Here is a 21,510-nt window from a genome sequence, read left to right as displayed (position 1 = left end):
AAATAAACGGTGGACTATAGAATTATAATGTTATCCAAATTTTAATAATTCTATAGTTTCGTTCTGTATAGAGATAAAATCTCTGTTATAGTTAGGACTTACATTGACATATTTTAAGCAAGAATAAAAAATAGGGAATAGGAGTTAGAAAGGATATATGTCAAATGCCTAAATATTAATTATTGTTTACTTTCCTTATCTTTATTTAGTTCTTTATTTTCGTATTCTATAAAGCAGATTTCATGCATATATCATTTTATTTTTTTGAATCAAAAAATTTTTCTATAATTTCTTATTCAATTACCATCCATTATGAATTTTTTACAATAATTACATTTATAAATTATCATTATCAAATTCTCCATTTTCTATAAATTCAAGTACTTTATAATAAGCAGTAAGTTTACCTGCTTCTTTTAAAGAATCACATAAACAAATACTAATTTGTTTATTTAATCAAATAATTAATTTTTCTTTATTCATTATCAAATACACCTCTTTCTAAATATTCAATTATTAATTCCATATCTAATGTGTCATGTTCAATTAAATATTCAATTAATTTTTCTTTATTAATACAATTTTTATGTCTTGATTTATTAATTTCATCAACTATTTTTCTATGAATAGAACAGTATACTCTGCCATATTTATCTGGTTTTTCTTCTGATTTATTTTCACATTGTATTTGTATATTATCTACTTTATTTTCTATTAAAGTTCCTAATGATTCAGTTCACATACATGTCATGATAAATTTACCTTTCATTAAACTTCAAAATTTTCTATAATTTCTTCTTCTTTTTCTAATTCTTTTAATTTAGATAAGGTAGAATTTAAATCAGTATTATCAATATTATTATTTGAATTAATAATTTTAACTTCATCACCATTATTATCTTTATAAGCAATAGTTTCTTCATCAATTACTACACCTTGGTCTAATTGAAGTGCTAAATTAATATCATCTTGATTATTTAATACAATAATTGGTGTTTTATTAATTTCTCGAATAAGTGCTTTTACAACAGTTTTTAAAGCCATTTGGTCAAAAGCAGAAGTTCATATATGATTTAATTTTCATTCTTGACTTTTTTTATTATAAGTTTTGCCATATTTATCTTTATGTTGATTAATTTCTTCAACAGTCATTCCTTTATAAAAATTATTAATTTTACCATTTTTATCTAAAAGAGAAATATAACAATAATAATCAATTGTATTAATAGTTTTTCTTTCAAAAATTAATGCTGGATTAATTTCTCATTTATTATTTTCTTTATTAAATTTATGTGCAGTTGTTATTTTTTCTCTTTGAAAATCAATTACTAATCCAGTTCTTTGTAATAATGTTAATCAACCATCTTCTTGAATTTGTACTTGTAATTCATCACCATAAGGTATTAATGCTAATTCTTTTTTAATTGGATTAATAGAAAGATTTAACTTATATAAATTAATTAATGCATTAATTAAACTTTGTGTATTCATAGTTTTTAAATCTTTACTAGAATTTATAATCATTTCATAATAATTTCTAAATTTTACATATTCTTCTTTATTACTTTTAATAAAATTAGGAATTTTTAATTCATTTTTATTATTACTCATTAGTTGATTCTCCTTTTTTATTTAATATTTCTAAAATTTCATCTAATTTTTTATTAATTTTGCCTATATGTTTTAATAAAATTAAAATTGATTTATCCATGATTGTCATCCTTCTTATTACTTGTTATTTCATCAACTATTTTTTCTAAACATTTCATACATCAATTTTTACTTAATCAAATTCTTTTATTACAATATTTACATTTATTCATACTTATTTATCCTTGTTTTTAATAAACTTAATTCATATTTAATTTGTTTTCTAATTTCAAATTCAATTACTTCATCATGCGAATATTCTAATAATTCATTTAAATATTTAATATTTTCTTTAATTTGTTTGATTGTTAATTCGTTTTTTATTTCATTAAATGTTTTCATTTTTATCTTCTCCTTTAAAATATTTTGTTTTTGCATTCATTCATTCAATTATTAATTCATTTGTTATTTCTATTTTTATTTCTTGTTGACTATTTTTATTAGTTAAATAAACATAAGTTTTATAAGATGGAGTTATACCATTCTCAAGTAACATACAATAATAAGCAGTTAATTGTAATTTAATTCTTTTTAATTTATCTTCATCAATACAAGCATAAGTTTTATAATCTACTAAATAATATTTATTTTCTTTTTTATCTAAATAAACTAAATCTGGTGTTCCAGCAATTAAATTATCAGCAATAGGTTTTTCAATAATAAATTCATAATTATTTTTATCTTTAAATTTTTCTTTTAAAAATATTAGTGATTTTTTACAATAAGAATAATTTATTGAATTAGTTACTGGTTTTAATTTTTTTAATAAATTATTAATAATATTTTCTTCATTAATATTTTGTAAATATAATTCATTAAGTTTATGAACTCATTTACCACGATTTGAAGCATTTTTTAATACTTCTGGTGCTATATGACTATAACTAAATCCTAAATAATTATCAATAATTCTAGAAACTGATATTAATTCTTTATCTTCTAAAAAATATTGATGAGTTTCTTTTTTAAAAATTAATTTACTCATATTTTTTTCTACCTATTAATATTCAAAAACATTTATTACATAATCTATTACCAAAAGAAGATTGTTTTCTACATTTATCACAAGAACCAACCATTCTATATTCTCTACATTCCATAAATATTTTTCCTTTCATTAATGTTTAGAAGCAATAATTATTAATGTTAAAATCATAATAATAATTCCAATTGTTAAAAATATAATTCTACTTTTTCATGATTTTTTATAAAATTCTTTTTGCTCTTCAATTAATTCAATTTGTTCTTTTAATAATTTATTTTGTAATTCTTCTTTTTATTCTTCCATTTTTAATTCCTTTCATTAATCATGTAAATCTCTAAAACAGTGATAGTGATATGTATATTTAATATCTTGAAAATTGAAAGCAACATATGAATCATTACCAGAAGAATATGAAATAACCATATCTGTTTCAATAATTTCTTTACAATGACAACATTTCATATTTTTTCCTTTCATTAATTAAGTTTTTCTTGATTTGGATATTGCATATCTAATTCAAATGCTAATATTTCATAATGGATAATATATGCATCTTCTAATAAATGATGTTTATAATTTTTATGAAAATTATTTGCTTCCTTAAATGTATAAAAAACTTTATATTTTGTTTCAAATGTATAATTAACTTTATATTTTATTAAATAAACGTATGTCATATTTATTTTTCTCCTTTATTTTATTTATTGTGTTATGATATTGTTAATGAGGTATGTATTTATATATAAATCCCCTATTTTCTTAAATAATACAAATGTAATTATTAATTAGACTAATGGGTTCTTTACTGAACCATAATAAGGCTATTCAAATTAATCTATAATTACATTAAGCGATATACTGTTATTTTCTAATTTGCTTAACATTAGAATCCTTTTATACTGATAGAAGAATAGGTCTATAACCAACAGTAATTTATTTTTCTTCCAACAGGGTATTAAGTTTTAATCTTTAACAAAAAAAGAACGATAGTTATATCGTTCTTTGTTATCCAATTATGAATCTAAGGGTTAAAGTGATGCGCCCGTGGATTAAGTGAAAGTGTAGCCCTTGGATTAGGTGCAAGTGATTTAATTGCTAGTATTAGTGCTGTTGGTGTAGAATTTTTAACTGATTTTACTATTAATCAAGTTTATGATTATTTAAAAGGAAATGTAACACCATTAAATACTTTTTTTAATATATTACCAGCATTTGCTGGACTTAATAAAATTAGTCGTGGTTATCGTACAACTAAATTTATTAAGTTAGCACAAAAAACTAAAACATTAGAACAAGTTGGTATTAAAGAAGCAAAAAACTTACAAGAAATTATTAGTCAAGTAAGTGGAAAAGAAATTTTAACAGATAAAATTATTGGTAATAAACGTTATTTAATGAAGTATAGTTTTACTCCTAATCGTGAAACAGTATTACGAGATTTAGGATATGTTGCTGAAAGACAATATAAGAATAATTTTCAAAAACTAGAAACAGAAAAATTAATGGAACACTTATTATTACAAAATACATTAATAAAATTAAGTCCACAATTAACTCCTAAATTTAAAATTAAAGATATTGAAAAAGCAAATAACTTTTTAAAAAAATTTAATACTGATTTAAAAGAAGTATTAAAAATGAATCAACATGATTGATTAAATTTAGTTCATACAATACATACAGAAAATAGATATGGAAAAACTTTAATTTTAGATTTACAAAAAATTCGTGCTAATGCTATTAAATTTAATTTTAAAAATAATGTTATTCATCAACTTGTTTTAAAAGCAAATCAAACTTTTAAATATTTTGATATTAGATTTTATTTAAAAAAAGGTTTAAATAAATTTTGAAAAGATACACCATATTTTGAAAAAATACGAGAAAGTATATATAAATTACAAAAAAAATTTGAAAAGTTAGAAAAACAAGTATTTGAAAAAATTCAGAAATTAAAAGAAAAAGCAACTGATTTATTTACTAGTGCAGAAAAAAGAGCAATTAAACACGCACAATTAATTCCATTAAATTCACCAGTATTTATGGGTTGTAAAATTCAACCTTTGTCATTAGATAAATGTGCAATTACTATTTATCATCGCAATCCTAAATATAAACCAATTACAGTTGTTGATAGTATTCTTAAAGCAAAAACTTTTGTTACTCAAATACATCCATTCCATTGATATCGTTGATATAGTGGTTGATACATTGGTTATGGAGTTAATCAAAATAAATGATTAAAAGCAATAGCATTTGCTCCACCAGTGGTGCAACAAGTAATTAGAGATAGTTTTAAAGTATATAGAGAAATATTTAGAACTATTAGAACTTATCATAAAGTAGTAAATGTTATTAATAATCCTATTGAAAATATTAACAAATCATTTAAAAATGTTGGTTTAAAATTTAGTGTTAATACTTTATTTGGTACTGGATTATTACATCATTTAGAAAAGTTTGCATATAGTCAAGTTGTAACAAAAAGTAAGAAAAAAATAAAAAAAGGTAAAAATAAAATACAAAAAGAAATTGAACATATAACACATAAAAAAACAAAAAAACATACTCATCATTATAAACAAGCATTTTTTAAGGAATGATAAATTATGATTAATAAACTTTGAACTGATGTCAGTCTTGAAAATTATAATAACTGATATCCATTAACTGGAAAAATTACAGAAACACCACAGCAATACATACAAACATGACCTAATGTTAATGATTGATTTAAAACTTTTGCTATTCGTGCTCAAAATGATATTAATGCTTATCTTGATTTTATTTTATCTAAATTTCCTTTTGATAGTTTTAAAGATGAATTAATTAAAGAAACATTAAGAGATATGGTTTATGTAATGGTTGAACATTGAGTATTTAATCGTACACCAATTGAATTTAATGTTGATGCTACTATTCAATTTAATAATGGTACTCAATTTAGTGCAAATAGTACTCCTACAATTAATGTTTGAGATTTAGCACCTAGTAGAATGAAAATATGAGCAAGATTAACAGAATTAAAACAAATATTTTCAAGTTATAATGATGATGAAATAGATGTTGAAAAAATTGACTTAAAAGCATTTTATACTAGAAATCAAGTTGATGAATTAATTAAAGAACAAAAAGAATTTACATTATTAAAACAAATTAAATTATATGATGATTTAGTTGATGATAATGAAAATGAAATATATAGAGGTCCTGTTAGTAAATTTGTTAATAAAGGTTATGTTGCAACTGGTTATGATAAAGAAACTGAAACAATGATTTTAGATTGACCAGATGAAATTGGAACATTACCACCTGAAGCATTACAAAATAATCCACAAATTGGTGATTTTACACATGCACCAACCTGTGATTTTTCTGCTAAACAACAAAAAAATATTACAGCCTTAACTAATACTAAACAAAATAAATTAATTACTGGCCATGGCATTAATATTACAGAAGATAATGTAATATCTGTAAGTTCTTATTTAATAACACCACAAGATTTTTTAAATAATCCACAATGAGAAGAGCAAAAATCAATGATTTTAACAAGAAATACATATTATCAAATTTTTTGGTCACCTAATATGTCAAGCAGTCAAGGACTTAAAGGAGTATTTTTCTTTTATGGTGCAGTACCAACAGCCCATAATGTAGCTATTGATTCAGCAGGTTATTACTCAAATTCTACTAATGAAATTAAAGCTCATTTAAGTGTCCAACCCGAAAATGATGAATTAATACTATCATATTTTGATGGTAATTCTTGAATAGTAACTAATCTAGATGGAAATAAACTAGGAACTAAAATATATAAGCCTAAAACAAGTAATAAAATTTATAGCATTAAAAGTAATACATTAGATATTACTTCACCAAGTGTAATTAATATAGATAAACCTATAAAAATTAATTCAAAAAGTTTAGAAACTAATGAAATAGAAGAAAATAATTGAGATATTGAATTAAAAGATAGTCCTCCAACACCAAGTCCAAGTGGTTCAAATTGAAAAGAAGTAGGTAAAGTCGTAGTAGATAAAAATAATATTACACATATAGAATATATATTTAAAGATAAAACACATTATAGAATATATTATAGTTTTGGTGATTATACTAGTAAAGAAAATAATAAAAATTATAGTTGACAAATAATTAATTTTTATTATCAATTAGATACAAATGTTTTAAAAAGTAGTTTATGAATATCAAATAATAATGTTAATGCGGATACTGAAATTAATATTTATAATAATAGAATAATGTGGGGTATGGGTAGAGATTATATTTTTAAAAAATTAGAAGAATTACAGGAATAATATTATGTTTTTTAAAAATATAAAAATTATTTTAGGTTTAATAGGAGTAATTTTATCATCAGCAACAGCAGGTTTAATTATATTTATCATTGTAAAAATCATATTAAAAATTAATCAAATATTTTAAAAAAAGGTGGTGAATATTATGTTAAGTCTATTTAAAAGAAAAGAAAAAAGTAATATTAGTGATAATCAAAATGAAAAAGTAAAATTTTTAACTAATAAAAATAAAAGTACACATGCTTCAATTTTAAATTATTTTGGTTTTAATGATTTTAATCATGAAACTTATTTTACTGATTTTGTAGCAGAAAATAATGCTAATTTATATAATGCTCCATTAGATATTAATAATAAAACTATTAAACAATATTTAATTAAACAAGAATTTTATAGAAAAAATTGAAACTCTATTTTTAAATTAAGCAAATTAGGAATTAGTGGTTATTTAATTTATATTGCTAATGATGACTTATATTTTCAAGTAGTAGATATACAACAAAGAGTTTATGATATTACTGGTAAATTAATTCAATGCACTATTTTTTATGATAGTTATGAACAAAATGCACAAATGGTAAGATTATTTGAAATTTATACATTAAATAATGAACAAGTCACAATTAACCGTGCAATTTATAGTGTTAATGATAGTAAAAAACAATTTCCATTATCTTTTAAAGAATATATTAATAATCCCAATTTAGAACAAGAACAAACATTAAATATTAATTATATTCCAATAGCAATTATGCGTAATAAAGCAAATGAGTTAGCAGATTGTAATAAAGTAATGGATAAAATTAAAGCATTAGATGTTATTTATGAACAAATTGTTTTAGATACTATTTTAAACTCACCAAAGTTTATTTTTAGTCAAACTTATGGTAATGTTCAATCAACATTAGAAGAAGCAGTAAGAACTTTGGTTACTAAAAATTATATTTTTAAAAGTGGCGGAGATAATAACGAACAAAACGAAAATATCAATATGACAAATAGTAACTTTAAAGGTAAAAATTTAACTGATATATATGATTGAAATGTTAATGAAATATTTAAACGTTGTGGTATTCATACTCCAAGTCAAAAGAAATCAACACAACAATCAGTTCCCGAAAGTACAGCAGTAAATATTTCAACTATTAATTATATTGAACAAAAATTATGACAATTTAATATTGATATTCTTAAATTTATTCAAATATTAGTGAAAATTGATAAAGATTTATTAAATAGTAAAACATTTAATATTAATGATGAACAAGAACTTAATAATTTAACAGTTAAATTAAAACTATTTAATCCCAAAAATAACCAATTAATAGGAGAGAACAATGGAAAACAAAAACAAACCACAAACGAAGTTTCCACAGAAACAAACTAAACTTAATCAAGCAGAAGTAGAAAATGATTATTTAATTGATAATATTCCTTATGATTTTACTAATATGATGAGTGCTAGTAGTGACCCAGATATTAATAGAGCATACGATGAATTTAAAAAAAGAACTTTATATATTTATGAAATTGAGCGTTTATTTAAAAATAATGAAAATAATAGTTTAAAATTTTCAGCAAATACTATTAAAATAGGTTTTATTGATATTGAAAAAGTATTAAAAACTACTGCTGTTGAAACATCAGACTTTACTATGCAATTAAATCAAAGAGCAAGTACTAATATTAATGATAATACAATTGAATATAGTATGACTGATATTAAAAATTTAATTTTTCAAGAAATAAATTTATTAAATCAATTTAAGTTATATGCAGTATCTATTAATGAACCATTAACTGAAAATAATATTGATAATTTATATATCATAAATAATTATTCACAACCTTATCAAAATCCAAAATCAAGAAGTACTAAAAGTATTACTATTATTAAAATTAAAGATTTTAAAACAAGAGATGGTTATCCCATTATTATTAAATTACAAAAACCATTAGATAAAGATACAAAAGTAACTGGTTTAAAAATTAAAGCCCCTAGAAGCATGATTTTTGGTAATATAAAAGTACTTGGTGAAGTTGACAATATGGAAGTATACCCTAAATTATTTGTTAAAGATAAAATAGCATTTCCGCTGTTATCAATGTCTATTGAAACTCAACCAAAAGTTAGAATATTACAACAATGATTTAGTGAACAAATATTACCATGAAATTTAGCAAAACAATTTATTGGACAAGAAAAATCAGTTTTAAACTTAATTAAAATTAGTAGTGGTTCTGTAACAAGAAGAGAAGTTATTAATAATGCAAGAATAACCCATGCTTGATTAGGATATGAGTTTAGTAATGTTTTAGGTGGTAAATGACCATTAAAAAGTCAAAAAGAATTAAAGGATAAAGAAGTTTGAAATTTTGTAGGTGAAAGTCAATTTTATCAATATGTTGCAACTAATAATAAATTTGATGATATTGAAATAGAAATTAAAGATGCACCAACTATTGATAGTTTACAAAAAGTATTATTAGATATGTTAACTTATACATATACTTATAATAGAAACTTTGATGGATTTCAACCTAATGATTTAACTTCTAAAATAGCAGAATTACGTTCAAAATTTGAAGGACAAAAACCAGAAGATGTAATTACTAATTTATTTAAACAATGAAAATTAGATTATCCAAATTATGTCAATTTACCACAAGTACAAATATTTAAACAAATAGTTATTATGTTATCAAACAATATTTATTCTAATATATCAATAAATAAAGGTTTAAATGATGATTATAAATTATTATTACCTTATTGTTTTGAATTAAAATCAAATCCTATACACACAGGTTCTAACGAAATTTGAGAATTTAAAGATGTAAAAGTAGTATTAAAATCCGATTATTTTGATTTTACGAATATGAATAATATTAAATTAAAAAATAATGATATCAGTCAAAATGAACTATTCAAACTAGATGACAATCAATTTAACTGATTATCTATTACAAATGAATTAGAAAGTAATAATATACCATCATTAATTCCAGCAGATTGAACATTAGGTAATGGTGAATATGGAAAATATTTTACAAGAGCAATGATTGATAAAAATAAAATTGAAAATGCTTTAAATTTATATGGTTCAAATAAATATCAATTATTTTCAAAACTAGAATTTTATAAAGAAATTTTAAAGATTGATAATGATAACAAATTTGAATTACTAATTGAAAATCCGATTAATAACTTAAATCGGATTTTCAATTAGTGGTATATTTGGCGCTGGTAACTATGATTTAATTTTAATAACAGATAAACAAGAAATAAATTTAAATAGTATTAATTTATTTGATAAATATAACGAGAATATTTCATACATTAATTTAGAAATTTAACTTATTTTTTTGAATACCTTTTTCTGTTGGATATTCTCTTAAAGTTTCTTCTCATGGTTTAATTTTTTCTTTTAGATTATTAATCACTTTTGGTATTTGTGGTTTTTGTTGTTTATTTAAAGACAATGAATTACTTGAAGGTAAAGAATTTGTTGATGTAGATTTCGAATGAAATCCTTCATCACTACTGCTAGATAATAATTTATTTTCTAAATCACAAATTTTCTCATTAAGTTTAAATATTTCTGATTCATATTTTTCAATCGTTTGTTCATCAACTTTGATAATTACTTTTTGTTGTTTTTGATTTAATAAGTTAAATAATAAATTACTATTATTTTGTAATAATTTATTATTATGGTTCAATAATTTATTTATATTTTCAGTTATTTTATTAATATTAGTTATTAAATTTTTATGATTTTCTTTTTTTTCATTATAAGTTAAATTTAAAGTTTCAATTTTTTTCTGATTATTTAAATTTGTTTCTTTTAATAATTCACAATTTTTCTCTTCTTGTTGAATTAAATTATTAATATTTTGATTTATATTGATTTTTCCAAATGAAAAAATTTTAATAAAAAAATTTTTAAATATATTAATTTTTTGTTTTTTTAACTTTAAAATTTGATTTTTATAATTAATTATTTTTGTTTCTATTTTTTCCTTTTGTTCACTTCAAAAAATAATATTAGTTTTAAAATTTTTTATTGTAATTTCATTTATTGAAATTTCGTTTTGAAAATAATTTCTTTCTTTTTCTAAATTTTGAATTTGTTTTTCAATTTCTTCAATATTTTTTTGATTTTCTAATATTTGACCATTAATAAAATCTTGTTCTTTTTTTGTAATCATATTTTTTAAATCTCCTTAAAAATAAAAAACTCATTTACTTTAAAAATAAAGCAATGAGTTAAAAAAACTTTATTTAGTTCTTATTGAAATTATATATGTTTATATATAAATATCAATATTATTTGTTAAAATATCCATCGGGATATTTGCCATCTCATTTTATATCTCCTTGATGTCTTGATTTAATATCAAAATACAAAAATATTTTGTGTTGATTATTCATAGGTTGTGACCATATAATTGCTCCTTTACCACCAACAGTTTTTATACGGTCATAATTATAAAATGATAAATCTTTACTATTTTCGTGGGTAAGCATTCCCCCCATGATTAATCCTATTGTTCCGGTTGTAGCACCAGTTAGTGCTAATGCTAATGTTATTTTACTTAAATTTGTTTTTATTCATGTTTTCATCTTTAATTACTCCTTTTTTCCTTGATTTTACTTATAAATTGTACTATTTTTGATTATTTTTACAAGTATCCTTTTAAATGCAAAATATCGCCTAAATTAAAAGCGTTTATTTTGTGAGACCTATACTATTAATTATATGTAACTTGTTGATTATATTGAAAATATGAAAGTACTTTTTTTCACAATACCATTATTTTAGTAATAATTACGTTCTTATGTGGATTATTGTGAATAAAATAAAGAAAAATAGATTATTATTTTAATTTACCATATTTTAACACTTTAAATTTATGTAAATTAAAATTAATAATTGATGCAGAAACAGATTAGGAGAGTAAAAAAATATGAGTTTTAATTATAAATGAAATTTTAGAGAACAATATGCCAAAATTGATAAATTAGTTTTAGAACATATAACAAAGAAATGAGAAAAACGAGATTGAAGAATATTTAAAACAAGAGATAAAAAGAAATATAAAATAGTTGATTATCAATATCGAACAAGAAAAACATTATATGGATTAGTAACTTATAAAAGAAGAATTTATGAATATTTTGATGAAAAATTACAAAAATGAGTTCGTATTTGTTTAGTTGATGAATGACTAGAATTACCTAAATATAAAAGAATTGGTGAAGATGTTGAACAAACTATTATTGAATATTTTGCTGATGGAAAAAGATATCATGATATTTGTGCTATTTGTAAAAAAGCAGGTATTAGTGTTAGTACTATTCATAGAGTTTTTAAAAATTTAGAAGTAATTGAAGCAAATCCAGTAAAAGTAAAATTAGAAAAAAATCAACCTATTTTTGTAGCAATTGATGATGGACATCGAAAGTTTTGAGATTTTAAACGTAAAGGTATAAAACACTCTATGCGTTTAATAGTAACATATACAGATAATATTAATCACAAGGTACAAAATAAAAGAGTAAAAGCAATTATAAGACCAACAAAAACAGCAATTGGAGTTAAAAAAACTGCTGAATTTGTTAAAAAACATTGTCAAAAATTTTATGAAAATATTGAGCAAGCAAAAATTATTATTTGTGGTGATAGTGCTGGATGAATTAAAGATGTAGCAGATTATTTAGGTGCTGAGTTTGTTTTAGATAAATTCCATTTAATTAGAACATTATATCTTGCTATAATGTCTGGAAATAAAGGAAAGTATGTAAAAGAATATAATAATTGTAAAAATTTAATTAATAATGGTCAATATGAACAATTAATTGATTATTTATATAAAGAATTAGATAATCATAAAAAATTAAAGAAAAAATATTTTAAAAATAATAAACAAGGTATTGAAAATCAAAGTGCAAAGTGAAATATTGGTTGTTATACTGAAACTAATATTTGACATGTTTTAAAAGAAATGCTTGGTAATAGAACATATAATATTTTAATTTATATTAAAATGGTTATTTCTAAATATAATAAAATAAATACGGAGATACAATTATTATAAATTAAAAATTTAGTTTTTTTAAAAAAAAACTAAAAATAAATTAAAACTTATTAAATGCACTTTAGTAAGAATTTTTGTTGTGTATAAATATTTAATTTATTTTAGTAATTTTTAAAATTAAGTATTTTAGTTGAAATATCTTTTAAAAAATAGTAAGATGAATATACAATTTCATAAAAATCCAAATTATTTCTTGTCTAAAATATAATAAGACTATATAAGATTTAATTTATTCCGGATTTTTAACAATCTCCCAATATAAAATTATGAAATAAATTCGTCTTTTTATAAAAAAGTGATTTTTTTATTGTATATTCATTTTTTCAATTATAGACTTAAATTAAGATTTACTTAGAATTCAAAAATAAACAATAAATAATAATTTTTCAATTAAAACTATATTCTATAAAAAATAATTTGTTATCAATTTATGTTATTAACAATATTTTTAATATTGTCATAAATTTAACTTATCATTTTATTTTTTATAAATTTACAAACTAATTTAATGTTCTTACACCATTTCGTATTTTTTTAAAATCCTAAATATTATAAATATAATCTATGTTCTAAGTAAATCTTAAATTATGGGAATATATAAAAAAGTATTGGAGTTAAAAATGAAAAAAAATAATTTTATTTATGCGAGATATGATAAAGAAGATAACTGTTTAGGTGTTTATGACACTATAGAAGAAGCAATATTAAAAGTTTACCACATTGATAAAACTAATAAAAAACGCTATTATCAAGTCTATAATAATATTTGTCGTTCTTATCAAAAATATAAAAATAATTTTGGAAATGTTGTTTGTTATGAAGGTTTTTGATTTAAAATACCACTAAATGAAAATGGCTATTAAAATTAAAAAAATAAAATAGTTATACTATGAAATGGTTAAGGATACTTAATAAAAATATTTTTTAATTTTATAGTTAAAGCTCAATAAATTAAAAAACCATTACTTTGATTTATAGATATTTATTTTATTAAATTTTTTCAATTATTTCTTTAGTTTAAAACTTTAACTATTAATAAGAATTTAAATCATAATATTTAATATTTTATTATTTATAATTTATAAGTTGAAAAAAATCTGAATGTTAGTAAACTAAATTAACCTTTACTAACATTCTTTTTTAGATTTAAATTTTTTTATATATTTTTCTAAAAAAACAGCATACTTAATCAATCTTTTATAAAACTACTTTTTTATTAGACTTCTTTTACTCATTGATTAGGTACTACTGAAAAACCAATAGTATTATTACCAGTATGTGTTTTTAAAATATTACATAATGGTTCAACTTTATATTTGGTAAATCCTCTATTTTTTACTTTTTTAATTGCTTCATCAATAATATCTTTTCTACATCAACCATCAATAATATATATTGTTTCTTTAGTAACATCTTTAATTTTAGTAATAATATCTAACATTTCTTCCATAGCTTTACTTAAAGTTCTAACTCTACCAATATTATCAATTGTTTCTTTACATCTTAAAATTGGTTTAAAACGTAAAAAATTACCAATTCTTGCTTTACTCATTGGTAATCTACCACCACGAGCTAAAAATTTTAAATCATTAGGAGCAATATAAGATTCATAAGTTTTGCGGAATTTATTTAAAATTTCTAAAATTTCAGGAATTTTTTTTCCATTTTTAACAAGAGTAAAAGCAATTAAAACCATAAATTTTAAAGGTATTGAAGCAGCACCTGTTTCTAAAATATGGACTTTATTTTTATATTTTTCTTCTTTTTGTAAAACTTGCGAACTTGCATATTGTCCTGAAGCATTATTAGCAATTGGTAAAAATAAAATTTGATCATATTTACTCAAAGCATTATCTCAATATTGTTCAAGTTTACCACGACTAGTTTGACTAGTTTTTAAAATATAGTGTTCATCAATCATCTTTTTACGAATTGTTTCACTATCAATATCAATATTATTATCATCATAAGCATTTTCTCCTTCAATAATATTTAAAGGAATAATTATTATTTCAGGATATTTTTTCATATCTTCAAGGGTAAAACCAGTAGCTGAATCACTTACAATTCCAATTTTCATTTTGTTTGCTCCTAACCTTTTATACTAATAAATTATAGTAAAATTATAACAAATTTATTTTACTATATATCGTTTTAATTTGAAAAAATATAAAGTGACTATAAACTTATTAGTAGTAAAAATAAAAATAGTCTTAATTATTGAGTAATTAAGACTATTTTTTAATTAGTTTTAAGTTAAATAAATAATACGATCAGCAATAATTTCTGTATAGTAAAAATCATTAGATTTATTAGCAAATGTTTGAATTCTACCTTTAATACCAATAATTGCATTCTTTTTTAATAGTGTTTTTAATTCCTCTGTATTAGCTATTCAAGTTTTAATAGTGATAAAATCAATTTCAAATTGATTTTGACGATTTTTAAAAGGTCTTTCAACTGCCATTATAAACTTGGTTCATTTTGTTGGAATTTGTTCTCTGGTTGGTATTATTTCTGGTTCATTCATTAATTTACCTACTAATACAACATTATTTATCATTTTAACACCCCCTCTTATTTGATAATTATAAATTTAGTTCATAAATAAAATATCAAATTATTTTATTTATGAATAAAAGAAAAAATAAATTAATTCAACAAACTCAAATATTAAAATAAGATTAGATAAAATAATTTATTAATTAACACAAAAAGAGCATTGTCAACTGCTCTTTTTGTAAAATATAATTGTATTAATATAGTTTTAATCTAAAACTGGTAATGATCCAATTCTTGAATCTTTTAGTGCATTTACTTTCCCAAAATCTACTTGTAATCACACTCTCTGAACATTAATAAATCTAGTAATTTTATTACCATTTTTAGCGGCATCATAAAAAAATGTATAAACTTTTGTATTTAATAAACCAATTAAAGCTTCTCATTGCTTTTGTTTATATGATGAAAATTCTAATTTAAAACCAGAGGCTAAACTTCCTTTTTTAACTCCCACATTATTATAAAGTTTCAAATCAGGTAAAATTTTTCAAAATTCTTCACTAACATCTAAATCCTTATTGTCGGCTGTATTAATAATATAAGATTTTAAAATTTCATTATTTTTGATAATATCAATTTGACATTTACCTGCTTCTAATTCAAAACCATCTTCGGTGTATTTTTCTTTAATTTCTCCTGGAAAAGTATTTTTAATACTAACAGTTAAACTAACAATTTCAGCATATTCTTCATCTGAATAAACACCAATTTCATCACCAATTTTGAAACCTAAATCTTTTAAAATGTGCTGCATTAGCATTTTCTGCCCTATATTTATGAGGTGGTGCACCTGTTCTTAACAATTTATTTTTAAAAAGATCATTAATTTTCATTAAGTGATCATCTGCAATAACCGAATATTTTTCACTATCAGATGTATTATCATAGTTTAATTTTTGTAAAATTAAACTTTTACCATCAGTATCATATCAACCTAATAATTGTGCATATTTACTGTCTAATTGTGGTAATGAATAATTATCACATGCAACTGTACTAAGGGTTGCTGTTGTTGATATTCCCACAGTAGCTGTCGTTGCTAATATTTTTTTAAATTTTTTCATAAATCCAAACACCTCTCTATATAAATCTTGTGTAAAAATATTGTACATGATTCTTAACAGTAGATTACTGATATACTTATTAGTAATCAATAAAAAAATAAAATTTATTTTTCATCTATCTTTATTTTTTTATTTCTTTATTATTTAATAATAATAACAACTTTTTTTATTGTATATTATTTTTTTCACATATAAACTTTAATTAAGATTTACCTAAAATAACTATTAAAAATATTAGAATTTATCATTACTAATTTATATTTATACAAAACTGTTTCAACAAAATTAAGTATTAATCTACTTTTTTAAATCTATAACAAAACTAGTAATATATTATTGATTAAATTATATATATATATATGATGTTATTATTACTATTTTAACTTTATAAATAATATAAAAAGACTAATTTTTATATGAATTAAATTAATTAACAATATTTTACATTTTTTTCTAAACCTACGATATTAAATAATAAAAAATCAAATTTTTGGTAAATCTTAATATTAAAAATTAATATTTATATTAATTTAAAGAAAGAGGTACTTATTAAAAAATGATAAATAATAAAAAGAAAATATTAGAAAAAGAAAGTCTAACTAATAATAAATATAAAACCAAAATTGAAAAATTAAATAAAAAACTACAAGAAACTCTTGATGATTTAAAAGAAATAAGTGATCTCTATGCAAAATCAGAAAGAGATGCATTAGATAAAAGAAAAATAATTACAAATCTTGCAAATAAAATTACAGAATTAGAAACACAGTTAACAGAAACTCAACAACAAGCAGAAATAAAAAATAATAATAAAAAAATTATAATTCCAAAAATAAATTTAATAATACCTGGTGAAATATGTTCTTTAGCAACTAATACAAAAGGTAATCTTTATCTTGGAACTAGAAATAGTTCTTGACATGGTGCTTTTTATAAATGTTTAGCAGGAGAAACAAACTTTAAACCAATATTAGGAATATATGGTGAAATATGAACAATAGCTATTGATAAAAATGAAAATGTTTATATAGGTACTAGAGAAAGTAGTTTTAAAGGTAACGTTTATAAATATCAAAAAAATCAAAATATTTTTAAAAAAATGGATGGTATAAATAAATCTGTTTCTTCTTTAACTTTTGACAATGATGATAATATTTATGCAGGAGTTTGAACCGGTTCATATCAATCTCCTAGTAATGGTGAAGTTTACAAATGTTTAGCAGGAGAAACAAACTTTAAACCAATGTCTGGAATAAAAGGGGGGGAGTACTATCATTAGTTTTTAATAAAAATACAAATTTTTTATATGTTACTACATGAAACGGAGATGGAAAAACTAAAACTAATGATGGTTCACTTTATAAATGTTTAGCAACAAATAATGTCTTTACTTTAGTTCAAAAAAATTTACCAGCTATATGACATCTAAAAACCAAAGATAGTGAACCATTTATTGAACTTGAATATTAACAAATATCAAAAAAATATAATTGAAATTAATAATTATTAATTTAACATTATTGAAAAATTGATTTCAATTAAATTACATAATTAATCTCTAATGAAAAATAATTTAATTATTTTTCATTAGAGATTTTTAATATTTATATTTTCTAATTTTATTAAACTTCTAATCACTTTAAAATTAAAATTTTACTTCTTAAATTCCAAATTTAATATTGATAACTGATCAGATGAAATTTCACTAGGACTATTTGTTAATAAACAAATACCACGATTATTTTTAGGAAAAGCAATAGTATCACGAATTGATTCATTCTTAATTAAAAGCATTAATAAACGATCAATACCAAAAGCAATACCACCATGTGGAGGAACTCCGTAATTAAAAGCTGATAAGAAAAAACCAAATTTATTTTCAATTTCTGTTTTACTTAAATCTAATAATTCAAAAATCTTTTTCTGTAATTTATAATCATGAATTCTAATGCTCCCACCAGCAATTTCAAAACCATTTAAAACCAAATCATAAGCATCTGCAGTTAAAGTTCCTAAATCTTTATTTTTTATATCTAATAATTTTTCAGGATTTTTTGGACTTGTAAAAGGATGATGACAAGCTTGTCATTTATTTTCTTCCTGTTCAAACATTGGTCAATCAATAATTCAAATAAATTCAAAGTTTTCAATATTATTCATAAAATCTTTATGATTAATTCGTTTTGACAAATCATTAATATAAAAACTTCTAATAGCACCCATAACTTTATTAGCAATATCTTGTTGTTCATATACGAAAATTAAAAAATTATTATTATATTTTATTTTTGATATTTCTTCTGATAAAACTAAATCATCACCCTTTACTTTAGAATTATTATGAATAATTTTTTTCTTAATTAAGTCATAAATTATTAATGTTTTTCCTCCATGCTGATTGCTAATTTCTGTTAATTTTTTTATAGTTGTTTCGTTCATTTTATCATTAACTATAAAACCCTTATAAATAAATCCATCACTATTATTGTTAATATTAATATTTATTAACTTACATGTACAACGTAAATCGGGTTTATCACTACCATATAAATCCATTGCTTGATCATAGGTAATTGATGAAAATGTTGAAGGAATATTACCAATTTTTAAAGTATTAAAAAGACTTATTAGCATATTTTCTACTATTAATTTAATTTCTTTACTAGTAGTAAATGCCATTTCTAAGTCTAATTGTTGAAATTCGGGTTGTCTATCAGCACGAAAATCTTCATCACGAAAACATTTAGCGATTTGATAATATTTGTCAATACCTGATATCATTAATAATTGCTTATAAATTTGTGGTGATTGTGGTAAAGCATAAAAATGTTTTTTTTGAATACGAGCAGGAACTAAAAAATCACGAGCACCTTCTGGTGTTGATTTTGTTAAGCAAGGAGTATCAATTTCTAAAAAATTATTTTGATTCAAAAATGTTCGTAAACAACTAAGAACTTGGTGTTTAAATTTAATATTATAATTCATTGCTGGTCTTCTTAAATCTAAATAGCGATATTGTAAACGTAATTCTTCACTAGCAAGCGTATTATCATTTTTAATAACAAATGGTAAATTAATAGAATTGCTTAATATTTCAATATCTTTTGCTACTACTTCAATCATATCATTAGCAGTTTTTGCATCTTTATTTTTTCGTAAGACAACTGTTCCAATTACTTTTAAAACAGATTCAACTTTAACATTTTTTATTTCTTTATAATATCCGTTATCTGGTTTAACAATGACTTGTGTTGTTCCGTACATATCACGTAAATCAATAAAAATACCAAATTTATTAATACGAATATCTTTAACTCAACCACTAATAATAATTTCTTTTGTAATATCACCCTGCGTTAAATTACCACATGTATGAGTTCTAAAGAGTTTTTCCATATTCTTCATTCTCCTCTAATAATAGATTTTTAACCTTACTAAGCAATTGCTGTTCAGTATCAAAAATTAATTTTATCATTTCTTTTTTAACAAAAGAATAAAAACTAACCTGATTTTTTTCTTTTAAAAATAGTATATTTTTGGCTAAACTACGATCAATAATCTGTGACTTATTTTTATCTTGATATAAATTATATTCCATATCAATATGATAATTTTCTTTACGTAATTGTAATAATAAATCGGAAGCCATTATTAATCCTAATTCGCTTAAAGCAATAATTTGTAAATCAATAATTGGTGGTTTATTAATATTTTTATTTTCTACCAATAATAACATTAATCTTTCAATACCAATTGCAAAACCAATAGCAGGAATTTTTAATGGTGAGCCCAATTCATTAAATAAATTATCATATCTACCACCACCAAGTAAAGTATTTTGACTTTCACCAATTCGTGAATCAATAGTAGTTATTTCAAAAATAATACCATTATAATAATCTAAACCACGAACTAAATGCTCATCAATAATAAAATTAACTTTATTATTTTTTAAACTATTAATAATAGTTGTAAAATATGTTTTTTCTTCATTAGTTAAAAAATCATTTAAATATGGTATTTCTAAATTTAATTTAGTACAAATTTTACATTCAAGAACTCTTAGTGGTGATACATTAACTCTAATTTGACAATTTTCACACAATTGCTTACTTTGATTTAATAATTGTTCTTTAAGTGCTATTTGATATTTATTTTTTGTTTCATTAGATCCAAAATAATTAATATTTAAAGTTAAATTTGGTATTGAAAAACTTTTTATCATTTCTAAGGCCATCATCATTACTTCAACATCAACTAAAGGATGTTTAACACCAACAGTTTCGATACCAAATTGATTAAATTGACGTTGACGCCCTTTTTGAGGTCTTTCATATCGAAACATCGAACCATAATAAAAATACTTTAACGTTTGCTTAGATTTATATAATTTATTTTCAATTATAGCACGAACAATACCTGCTGTTCCTTCAGGACGAAGAGCTAATAATCTATCATTTTTATCATTAAATTGATAAATTTCTTTCTGAATAATATCAGTTGTATCTCCCACAGCTCGTAAAAATAGTTGAGCATTTTCAAAAATAGGAGTAATAAATTCTTGATAATTATATTTAATTGCACACTGTGTTAAAGATTTAATAATATTACGATATATAATAACCTCTTCATTATACATATCACGTGTTCCTCTTGGCTTTTGAAATTGCATACTTTTTTTTACTCCTTTTAATAAAAAATAAATCTTCTAAAAAAACGTTCCTTTATTTTAGGAACGTTTCTTAACGCGGTACCATCCTAATTCATTTACAAAATAAATGCACTTAATTATAATTTATCATATTTAATTAATTAATAATACAAG

Annotated in this window: 24 protein-coding genes; 8 read left to right on the top strand and 16 right to left on the bottom strand. The window is 21.4% G+C overall.

The features are described from left to right. Positions 1 to 336: 336 nt before the first annotated feature. The 8 genes from AACK81_RS02860 to AACK81_RS02825 form a co-directional block, all read right to left on the bottom strand. Positions 337 to 483 carry a hypothetical protein gene (locus tag AACK81_RS02860; RefSeq protein WP_338961757.1) on the bottom strand — a complete coding sequence of 49 codons (147 nt, stop codon included), beginning with the start codon at positions 481 to 483 and terminating at the stop codon, positions 337 to 339. Continuing rightward, entirely contained in the window at positions 476 to 751 is a 276-nt protein-coding gene (locus AACK81_RS02855) for a hypothetical protein (protein ID WP_338962437.1), read from the bottom strand. Before AACK81_RS02855 ends, AACK81_RS02860 begins: the two co-directional genes overlap by 8 nt. Positions 752 to 768: 17 nt before the next feature. Further along, entirely contained in the window at positions 769 to 1,611 is an 843-nt protein-coding gene (locus AACK81_RS02850; RefSeq protein WP_338962435.1) for a recombinase RecT, read from the bottom strand. A gap of 204 nt (positions 1,612 to 1,815) precedes the next feature. Continuing rightward, positions 1,816 to 1,992 carry a hypothetical protein gene (locus AACK81_RS02845; protein ID WP_338961762.1) on the bottom strand — a complete coding sequence of 59 codons (177 nt, stop codon included), beginning with the start codon at positions 1,990 to 1,992 and terminating at the stop codon, positions 1,816 to 1,818. Next, positions 1,979 to 2,635, bottom strand: a complete 657-nt coding sequence (locus tag AACK81_RS02840) for a PD-(D/E)XK nuclease family protein (RefSeq protein ID WP_338962432.1) — start codon at positions 2,633 to 2,635, stop codon at positions 1,979 to 1,981. Before AACK81_RS02840 ends, AACK81_RS02845 begins: the two co-directional genes overlap by 14 nt. Next, entirely contained in the window at positions 2,628 to 2,750 is a 123-nt protein-coding gene (locus tag AACK81_RS02835; protein ID WP_338962430.1) for a hypothetical protein, read from the bottom strand. Before AACK81_RS02835 ends, AACK81_RS02840 begins: the two co-directional genes overlap by 8 nt. A 203-nt stretch (positions 2,751 to 2,953) precedes the next feature. Continuing rightward, positions 2,954 to 3,112 carry a hypothetical protein gene (locus tag AACK81_RS02830; protein WP_338962428.1) on the bottom strand — a complete coding sequence of 53 codons (159 nt, stop codon included), beginning with the start codon at positions 3,110 to 3,112 and terminating at the stop codon, positions 2,954 to 2,956. Further along, the gene (locus AACK81_RS02825) at positions 3,112 to 3,312 is read right to left on the bottom strand and encodes a hypothetical protein (protein WP_338962426.1); all 201 of its coding nucleotides are present in this window, start codon (positions 3,310 to 3,312) and stop codon (positions 3,112 to 3,114) included. The genes AACK81_RS02830 and AACK81_RS02825 overlap by 1 nt, the downstream gene beginning before the upstream one ends. A 717-nt stretch (positions 3,313 to 4,029) precedes the next feature. Between AACK81_RS02825 and AACK81_RS02820 the strand changes: the two genes are divergently transcribed. The 5 genes from AACK81_RS02820 to AACK81_RS02800 are packed head-to-tail and all read left to right on the top strand — an operon-like array spanning position 4,030 to position 10,187. Further along, positions 4,030 to 5,241 carry a hypothetical protein gene (locus AACK81_RS02820; RefSeq protein ID WP_338962423.1) on the top strand — a complete coding sequence of 404 codons (1,212 nt, stop codon included), beginning with the start codon at positions 4,030 to 4,032 and terminating at the stop codon, positions 5,239 to 5,241. A 3-nt stretch (positions 5,242 to 5,244) separates the two neighbouring features. Beyond that, positions 5,245 to 6,957 (top strand): hypothetical protein, encoded by a 1,713-nt coding sequence (locus tag AACK81_RS02815; protein WP_338962421.1) that lies wholly within the window; start codon positions 5,245 to 5,247, stop codon positions 6,955 to 6,957. 4 nt (positions 6,958 to 6,961) lie between these two features. After that, on the top strand, positions 6,962 to 7,084 hold the full coding sequence (locus tag AACK81_RS02810) for a hypothetical protein (RefSeq protein WP_338962418.1): 123 nt from the start codon (positions 6,962 to 6,964) through the stop codon (positions 7,082 to 7,084). An 18-nt stretch (positions 7,085 to 7,102) separates the two neighbouring features. Then, complete coding sequence (locus AACK81_RS02805) at positions 7,103 to 8,344, top strand: hypothetical protein (protein WP_338962415.1); 1,242 nt, start codon at positions 7,103 to 7,105, stop codon at positions 8,342 to 8,344. Beyond that, on the top strand, positions 8,295 to 10,187 hold the full coding sequence (locus tag AACK81_RS02800; protein ID WP_338962413.1) for a hypothetical protein: 1,893 nt from the start codon (positions 8,295 to 8,297) through the stop codon (positions 10,185 to 10,187). The genes AACK81_RS02805 and AACK81_RS02800 overlap by 50 nt, the downstream gene beginning before the upstream one ends. 115 nt (positions 10,188 to 10,302) lie before the next feature. Here the strand turns inward: AACK81_RS02800 and AACK81_RS02795 are convergent, their stop codons facing one another. Both AACK81_RS02795 and AACK81_RS02790 read right to left on the bottom strand, forming a co-directional pair. After that, on the bottom strand, positions 10,303 to 11,169 hold the full coding sequence (locus tag AACK81_RS02795) for a hypothetical protein (RefSeq protein ID WP_281748376.1): 867 nt from the start codon (positions 11,167 to 11,169) through the stop codon (positions 10,303 to 10,305). 118 nt (positions 11,170 to 11,287) lie between these two features. Continuing rightward, positions 11,288 to 11,584, bottom strand: a complete 297-nt coding sequence (locus tag AACK81_RS02790) for a hypothetical protein (protein WP_338962410.1) — start codon at positions 11,582 to 11,584, stop codon at positions 11,288 to 11,290. 344 nt (positions 11,585 to 11,928) lie between these two features. Here AACK81_RS02790 and AACK81_RS02785 point away from each other — a divergent pair, with 344 nt between their 5' ends. Next, positions 11,929 to 13,059 (top strand): Mbov_0401 family ICE element transposase-like protein, encoded by a 1,131-nt coding sequence (locus AACK81_RS02785; RefSeq protein WP_338962407.1) that lies wholly within the window; start codon positions 11,929 to 11,931, stop codon positions 13,057 to 13,059. Between the two features lie 620 nt (positions 13,060 to 13,679). Next, on the top strand, positions 13,680 to 13,922 hold the full coding sequence (locus AACK81_RS02780; protein ID WP_338962405.1) for a hypothetical protein: 243 nt from the start codon (positions 13,680 to 13,682) through the stop codon (positions 13,920 to 13,922). A 353-nt stretch (positions 13,923 to 14,275) separates the two neighbouring features. Here the strand turns inward: AACK81_RS02780 and AACK81_RS02775 are convergent, their stop codons facing one another. The 4 genes from AACK81_RS02775 to AACK81_RS02760 all read right to left on the bottom strand — a co-directional run bounded on the left by AACK81_RS02775 (position 14,276) and on the right by AACK81_RS02760 (position 16,685). After that, complete coding sequence (locus AACK81_RS02775; protein WP_281748924.1) at positions 14,276 to 15,139, bottom strand: DegV family protein; 864 nt, start codon at positions 15,137 to 15,139, stop codon at positions 14,276 to 14,278. A gap of 171 nt (positions 15,140 to 15,310) precedes the next feature. Beyond that, positions 15,311 to 15,622, bottom strand: a complete 312-nt coding sequence (locus AACK81_RS02770; protein WP_338962401.1) for a single-stranded DNA-binding protein — start codon at positions 15,620 to 15,622, stop codon at positions 15,311 to 15,313. Positions 15,623 to 15,826: 204 nt separating this feature from the next. After that, positions 15,827 to 16,375: a hypothetical protein gene (locus AACK81_RS02765; protein ID WP_338962398.1), complete on the bottom strand. Its 549-nt coding sequence runs from the start codon at positions 16,373 to 16,375 to the stop codon at positions 15,827 to 15,829. After that, positions 16,290 to 16,685 (bottom strand): hypothetical protein, encoded by a 396-nt coding sequence (locus AACK81_RS02760; RefSeq protein ID WP_338962395.1) that lies wholly within the window; start codon positions 16,683 to 16,685, stop codon positions 16,290 to 16,292. Before AACK81_RS02760 ends, AACK81_RS02765 begins: the two co-directional genes overlap by 86 nt. Before the next feature lie 556 nt (positions 16,686 to 17,241). On the opposite strand from AACK81_RS02760, the gene AACK81_RS02755 reads away from it, so the two are divergent. Then, positions 17,242 to 17,964: a hypothetical protein gene (locus AACK81_RS02755; protein WP_338962393.1), complete on the top strand. Its 723-nt coding sequence runs from the start codon at positions 17,242 to 17,244 to the stop codon at positions 17,962 to 17,964. A gap of 374 nt (positions 17,965 to 18,338) precedes the next feature. On the opposite strand, the gene aspS is transcribed toward AACK81_RS02755, so the two are convergent. Both aspS and hisS read right to left on the bottom strand, forming a co-directional pair. After that, complete coding sequence (gene aspS, locus AACK81_RS02750; protein WP_338962390.1) at positions 18,339 to 20,081, bottom strand: aspartate--tRNA ligase; 1,743 nt, start codon at positions 20,079 to 20,081, stop codon at positions 18,339 to 18,341. Then, positions 20,065 to 21,357: a histidine--tRNA ligase gene (gene hisS / locus AACK81_RS02745; protein WP_338962387.1), complete on the bottom strand. Its 1,293-nt coding sequence runs from the start codon at positions 21,355 to 21,357 to the stop codon at positions 20,065 to 20,067. Before hisS ends, aspS begins: the two co-directional genes overlap by 17 nt. Positions 21,358 to 21,510 lie beyond the last annotated feature (153 nt).

It is taken from the genome of Spiroplasma endosymbiont of Lasioglossum villosulum, assembly GCF_964020195.1.
Classification (GTDB): domain Bacteria; phylum Bacillota_I; class Bacilli_A; order Mycoplasmatales; family VBWQ01; genus Spiroplasma_E; species Spiroplasma_E ixodetis_A.
This window is presented reverse-complemented; position numbering and strand designations above follow the sequence as displayed.